At 41.4% G+C, this 6,784-nt stretch carries 6 protein-coding genes; 1 reads left to right on the top strand and 5 read right to left on the bottom strand.

Annotated features, from left to right (window positions below; translation table 11 throughout):
• Positions 1-143: 143 nt before the first annotated feature.
• Positions 144-407 carry a hypothetical protein gene (locus GC097_RS11270; RefSeq protein ID WP_171683403.1) on the bottom strand — a complete coding sequence of 88 codons (264 nt, stop codon included), beginning with the start codon at positions 405-407 and terminating at the stop codon, positions 144-146.
• 247 nt (positions 408-654) lie between these two features.
• On the bottom strand, positions 655-1,308 hold the full coding sequence (gene lepB / locus GC097_RS11265; protein WP_171683402.1) for a signal peptidase I: 654 nt from the start codon (positions 1,306-1,308) through the stop codon (positions 655-657).
• 684 nt (positions 1,309-1,992) lie between these two features.
• Here lepB and GC097_RS11260 point away from each other — a divergent pair.
• Positions 1,993-2,454, top strand: coding sequence for a hypothetical protein (locus GC097_RS11260; protein WP_246294144.1), 462 nt, complete (start codon positions 1,993-1,995; stop codon positions 2,452-2,454).
• Positions 2,455-2,657: 203 nt separating this feature from the next.
• Here GC097_RS11260 and GC097_RS11255 read toward each other — a convergent pair whose 3' ends face one another.
• From GC097_RS11255 to GC097_RS11245, 3 genes are all read right to left on the bottom strand, one after another.
• Positions 2,658-2,873, bottom strand: coding sequence for a hypothetical protein (locus GC097_RS11255; protein ID WP_171683401.1), 216 nt, complete (start codon positions 2,871-2,873; stop codon positions 2,658-2,660).
• Positions 2,874-3,667: 794 nt separating this feature from the next.
• Positions 3,668-4,018 (bottom strand): DinB family protein, encoded by a 351-nt coding sequence (locus GC097_RS11250; protein ID WP_171683404.1) that lies wholly within the window; start codon positions 4,016-4,018, stop codon positions 3,668-3,670.
• A gap of 104 nt (positions 4,019-4,122) precedes the next feature.
• A partial coding sequence (locus tag GC097_RS11245) for a LamG-like jellyroll fold domain-containing protein (protein WP_171683400.1) occupies positions 4,123-6,784 on the bottom strand: 2,662 nt, incomplete at its 5' end.

The raw sequence follows: 6,784 nt of genomic DNA, 5'->3' as shown, positions 1-6,784 counted from the left end.
TATATTTTAACATAAAATAGATTATGCAATGAAGGGGATCAGGGACTCTCTGTTGAGCTAATCTGCCCGTTACTTTAACGAGGCTGCCTATTCATGCCGGCAGCCTCATCCTAATTTCTTGTTGAAAAAACGTTCTAGTTACATCAATTGTGCTCTTTGTTTTCGTTTTCAGTTAATTTAAATGCTTGTTTTAAGCAGTCAAGCTGATTTAATTTTACTCTCATTTTATCGTTGAACACTCTGTAAATAAGTAACGCTAAGTCTGTTTGGGATTTACACGCCGAGGATTTCCGAAAGATTTCTTTTACTTCAATACTATATTCATCTTCTGGAGCTCCTCCTGCTAGTAGTACTACAGGGTCCCAGTCATTAATTACTTGAGTAAGAAACTCTATATCTAAGTTCACTTATTTACCACCTACTAATATTAGTTAAAGTATATCCCGCACTTTAGCATAACGCAGCTTCCGATCCTTGCCACAGCAGCTTAATTGTTCAATAAACTATACTTTCCCGTTAGTTTAAACTCGTGCCCGATAAATATTTTTTTACTCTATCGCCCACTCCACCTTTAGACCGTTTCCTTCCACAACGAACCAGATAACTTCGAAAAAAGGTAAGGTACTACTTGTTGTACACGAAGAATGTCCGTCTTCATTTCTTCACCACACCAAGAACCTTACCCAGTATATAATCTTTTGGAATTGTTCCAAAATGTCTGCTGTCCGCACTACGAAACCAATCGTCGCCAACGATAAAATAGTGCTCGTCAGGGACCTTTATTTCTTTCAAATTTGTTTCCTTGCTTTTTAAAAAATCTTTAGCATTGTTACTAAAATTATTACGAATGTTATCGGCTAAATCAGATCGTCTTGCTGCCTCCTGCAATTCTTCAATGTTCATTCCAAGTCTGTGTGCTTGCCCGTAAAAGGTATCAAGTTTTCTTCCATTTATGTAAATCTGACCTTTATCAATGCGGATTTTCTCTCCAGGCAAGGCGATAATTCTTGCAATTTCATTCTCGCTCAAATTAATTTTGGAGTTCTCCAACTTTGGATTTTTATAAAATACGATTTCCCCTCTTTGAACGTCATTTGATTTGTAATTCGTTTGATCGACTACAATATCGATGCCATCGAACTCATGATGACCACGATCCATGTTATCATAACGGTGACTGTAAACATTCATCCCTTCAACGGAGTTAATTATATTAATATCCTGTTTTGTTACATTATCTTTCAGCGGCTCTACGGTGCAAGCTGTTAGTAAAACAGTAATTAACAAAAGAAATACACTTAATCTCACTAGCTCACCTCCAAAAGTATCCTATAGTTATTATACTTCAAGAGGATAGTTCGTCTTCCATATTTTGTGAAAAATTAACAAACACCTGCATAAAATAAATAATATCCTTATCGTAAAATGTTAGCCTGTAAATCCTAATCGTTGAAAAGGACTTGTTTCTAGAGTGCCCCACGCTAAACTGCCCAATAGCGTAATGACAAAAAGAGCAGCTGCCGCTGGGCGAACTACTCCATGATGGGTTGAACTATCGTACTGCTATGCGGAATAGCTATTTTTCGAGTATTACGAGAGAATGGACCGTATTAACTCCACCACCACCCATAGAACTTTGACTAAGAACTTTCCATCCCTGAGATAGTAATTCGTTTAGTTCTTCTAAATTATTCTTTTTGTCGGTCAAGTAACTAACAATTATTGCTCTTTGCATATAAACATACAACTCCCTTTTAAACTTGTCTTTATGAAACTCTAATTCACCGTTAGCTCAATAGCCGTATTTAATCATGACTAATTTATATATCAACCGCATTAATATAGTTATTGTCAATTATCAAATTTGACTCAGTTTCTTCTTTAAATTTGATTATAAATCCGATAAGAATATCATTAGACACAAATACCATTCTCTATACATAAACTGAGTAAGGACAATTAACTAATGTATTTATAATTGGAGGAAAATGAATGAGTAACTCACTATCACCTTACTCTCTCTACACTACACAGCCTTATCACGATGGAATCCCGATGTATGACGAAAGACAAATGATGCCTCACCCAACTCTTTTGGAAGCAAGACAAATCGCTCCTAACCAAATCATGTTAACTTATGACCAACCCACTGATTTAGTCTCAGCAACTAATATCTCCAATTACTGGATACGGAGCAACATGGCCACACCTGGTACAGTTGCCAGCGTAGGTATGGGTGAAATGATTACAAGAGAAAATACCATAAGACATGAGATGGGCATGATTTCACCCATAGATAACTCGAAAATGAGATTTATCATGATGTTTAGAGCTAATGCTACTTCAGGTGTTCTCCATGTAGTTCTCCCTTGTTTCGTTAACTTAGAAGGAAGAACTGGCTTCACTGGAGGGAACTGGGGCCCATTCAGTAAGAATTTCTTTGTTGCAATGTAAATTTCAAATCATAGATCACTAAAATTATTCTTCGCTGCTTTCTCTAATGTACAAGATCACCTCCCTCTTATCGACTTTTGGCCCTTTGGAATTCCAGTAATTATTTGTCTATTTTATATTACCTCCTTTAATAACACCTGAATATATAATTCTAAATATCATCTTTTGATTCCAAACCATCCATTTATAACTTGACGTTATCCCTAAAAACTAATATGATTAGTTTGATGCCAGCGGCCAGCTTGGCGCTTGAAATCGCAATTCTCGCCACAGGCATATGGTTGTATTTCAGGTATGTCTGGAAGAAAAACGGCCCCGGCAATCGAGTGATAGGCATAGCCAAAGGCGCGGCGATGGCACTTTGCAACTGTTGGATTCGCTGTCTTTTTTACATTGAAAAACATAAATTGATATGTCAATGTTATTCCTTAGTTTTTGGCTTCTGTATTTATTTTCTTTATTGGATTAATATATAGCTTGAATTACATCCGTTGATAACACCAATAAATATATCGTGTGATTGCCCAAGCTAAGAATATAAGTAATTTATCCTTGTGGGTTATTACAAACTTCTCCGCTAAACTGCCCTTAGTTCATTCAAAGTCATCCGAGGAATTTACGAAATTAATCTACGCTGCCCGTTAGCCGTCCATGCAGCGCAAGACCAGTGCTCCACATTTTTAATAAATGAATAACTGCGTCTTCTTTATTGCTGTTCTTTTTCTTCGACTGCCAGATATTTAATTTTCAAAGCCAAAAATGAGGAGAAAAATTGGTAGCAAGCACCCCAGCAATATCGAGGATTAATACTTTATTAGCCATGTATTAAAACCTCCACCACAAAAACGTTCAAACATATTCGATTTATAGAGTACAAACAACTCTTGTTCAACTTTACTGCCCTTTAGCGTAACGCGAATTGTTTAGCAACATCGTGTGTCCATTTATTATTCCATGGAGGTTGGTTAAATACCTCAATAAATAATGATATACAGTGTTCTATATCTTTCTCGATTAGATTTCTGATAAGCATAGAATTTCCCTCCCAAAAATAAGCATAACATGCTAATATTCTGTTTATTTTCAAGGATTCCTTCTTGGAATTGTTTTTCAAGTAATCTGCCCGATAGCTTAATGAGGCTGCCACTCGTTTTCGCGGTGGCAGCCTCATTTTGCAGTTTAGCGGAATAGTCGACCAGGGAATATGAAAATTCTACCATCCCAATCGATTCCGTAATGATGTTATTTGTGCTATATGATGTCGAGCACGCCATGAAAACCTTTGTACGGCTATATTTAAAGTCATATCACCGTATGTTGGACTTGTAACCACTCTTTCAAAGTCCGAAGGCTTTAATCGCCTAAATAGTGTCTCAAACCTGCTGTGGAGGACCTCCAAAAGCAATATAGATGTTTCAATCGGTGTATCTTTATAGTCGTCTAACTCTGCCCACAAGTCCTCTCGAAACGTTTCTGCAAGTGGATGTTCTTCGGTTAAACCTCGTTTGAAACGAATATACGCATTCATCTCTGCATCTGCTAAATGATGTACAACTTGTTGCAGACTCCATCCTCCATTACCTTATTGCGACAAACCCTTGTCAACCAAGGATTTGTCGGCTTTTTAAGGTTTGATAATTGATAATTGTCTTTCCAACACCCTACACCTTACTGAACAATAAATCTTGCAATACGTACTAGATCTTCCAGATCGATGACTCCGTCGCCATTCACGTCTGCTGCCTTGATCGTCTCCCAATCCGGGCTTTCCTTGGTTTTACCATAGTGAGCGGCCACTAACGCCAAGTCTCCGATGCTCACTCTTCCATCGCCATTCACATCACCCTCAACACCCGGTTTGATCAATTTCTTCACCGCTATGCTGTGCGAGGCCGGACCAGCGGCAAACTCATCGCCTAACGTATCGCCGACGATAGCTTTAGCTACTTCGATCAGAGCTGCGGTATCATCCAGTACGTTTTTGGCCTCGAAAGTCAGCTTCAGTAAATCGGGCCGATCTCCGCCAATCGCATGCTCGCCCCCCATGCTCGCTATAATGAAGCGCAATCGGCCGGGAGCCATTTCCTGCTCACCAACTATACTTAAATTCGGATCCAGCGATTGTGCGCCCGTATACTTCAACACATCCGCATCGTACTGGATGTAAATATCCTGTGCTGTGAAGGGATGTGCCGCATACTTGACACCATAATGAATTTCAAATATTCCGCCCGATTGGACTGCGGAAGGACCGGACAGCACACTGCTTGCTGACGCATTTCCAATTTCCGCTGCGTTATAAGCTTCGATCGCATCATTTAATGCCATGACAGCAACATCAATTTGTTCTTGCGTTGCTTCCCCGCCATCGATTAGAGCTTGAACCGCTATGATTGAAGCTTGCAGCGCTGCGCGCGCCGGCTCCGGAAATTGTCCGTGTCCGGTGCCTTCGGTCGTTTCTTCCAGTCTTTGCTTGGCAGCGGTAATCTTTTCTTCCAGCTCGGTTGTGGCTATGGCTAATTCGCCGTAAGCCTTAATTTCGTAAATCGAATACCCGTAACTGGCATTATATGGCTCTATCGCATACACCCTGATATAGCGCGTCGGCATATCCCCGATTCCGCGGATGGTAATCGCCCCGCCATTAAATCCCATTATTTCTTTCATATCAAAATACGTTACGCCATCCAAGGAACCTTGCAATTTGAATACTTTTGCATACGCAGCTTCCCATGAGATGTACACATCGGAAAGCGAATAATAATTGCCCAGATCGACGGAAATCCATTGTTCTTTTGTACCGTACTGGCCGTTATCTTCGTTAGAGCCTGTTCCAGTCGCGCGTTTCGAGCTCCAGCGGCTGTCCGCCTCCCCATCAATACCGTCAACCGCTTTGTCTCCCGTCCAAGGTTTACCGGGATAAACGCTTGAAGTAGCCGTTGGTTTTCTTAGCGCCAAATTTTCCCTTTGTTCAATTTCACCCGCTGCCAAAGATCGGTTGTAGATGACCAGATTATCGATCCAGCCCTTTGCCTGATTCATAATTTTCTCTGTAGGCAGCACAAAGCTTGTTGAGTAACGTATATTGTTCTTCGGAGCCTTGATACTGGCGGCTTCGCCGACATACTCCCCATTCACATAAAGCTTCGATTTGCTGGTATTGGAATCACTTGAACCTGTTTTATAAGTCAATTCCTGCACGATGGCAATATTGACCCATTCGCCTACAGGCAGCTTATAATCAAACAAAAATTCATAGAAAATGCCTGCTTCGCCGCGTTTAAAGCCCAGCTTTCCGGTACCATTGAAATTGGCATATAACGTACCGTCTTTCCCCGAAAAAATTTCGGTGTTGCTCGGAATTTCAGATAATCGAACATCAAAAGATACGGAATACGGGAATCCGACGCTCTTAAACGGCAGCGAGATGTAGCCATCCCCGTTCACAGCAATTCCTTTTTTTGAGGTCCCTTCTGCAAGCGTTCCGTTGACAACCTTTGCCGGATACTTGTTCGGAGAGGAATCCAGGGCATATCCTGCTTCCAGTTGGTCAAACGTATATTTCGCAATCACATCGCCGACTGATTCGACATATCGGCCCGGATTAGCGCCTCCGGCAGCATTGTACAAAGCTTCAACGCGTCTCACGAATTGATTGGCTGTTTGACCCTCCGTTTTTTCACCATACCAGGTTTTTTCGGCTGTAATGGCAACGGCTGACCTCATCCGATCAAAAATATCAAAATCAGAGAAGCCTCCGCCAAAGGATGTCATATCATTCCAAATTGCAAATTCGGCACCTTTGGTTTGCGGATGGGCAATTGGCATGATCGCCGTTCCATTGCCTGCGTTTCTGGCCGGCGAGAAATTATTGACATTGAAGTTATCGTATAAATTCCCCAGGTTCATTCGGTCGGAATAGCCGGCGTTGGAGCCAGGTACAATGTACAGCCATCCACCTACGGTGTTCACGATATCGTAACCGGCAGCATACATTTCTTTGACATCTGACCAGTACGGAGCCCAGAGGTTCATCGTAGCTTCATTGGTGACCGGCGTGGTGCCATTGAAGCCTTTGGTTCCCAGAGAGCCCCATAACCTTGTTTCATATCCTTTACCGTTGACATATTTAATTAATTTGTCCGTGTAAGCGCGCATCTGCTCCGAATACGCCTTGTCGTACTCGTCCGTCCCGATGTGGAACTTTTTGGACTTGATAACAGGGTCCGGGCCATCTAAATATTCGTCCATCAAATCCAGTACAAATTGGACTGTATTAGTATCCCGAATGTCCAGGGCTCCCGCTGAGAGCATTTTAACGCCCGGCACT

Source organism: Paenibacillus planticolens (assembly GCF_013141725.1).
GTDB classification, from domain to species: domain Bacteria; phylum Bacillota; class Bacilli; order Paenibacillales; family NBRC-103111; genus Paenibacillus_E; species Paenibacillus_E planticolens.
This window is presented reverse-complemented; position numbering and strand designations above follow the sequence as displayed.

What these genes read in the sequence shown, in the direction of transcription:
- GC097_RS11260 (WP_246294144.1), top strand. Translation starts at nt 1,993, where the DNA reads ATGAGTAACTCACTATCACCTTACTCTCTCTACACTACACAGCCTTAT.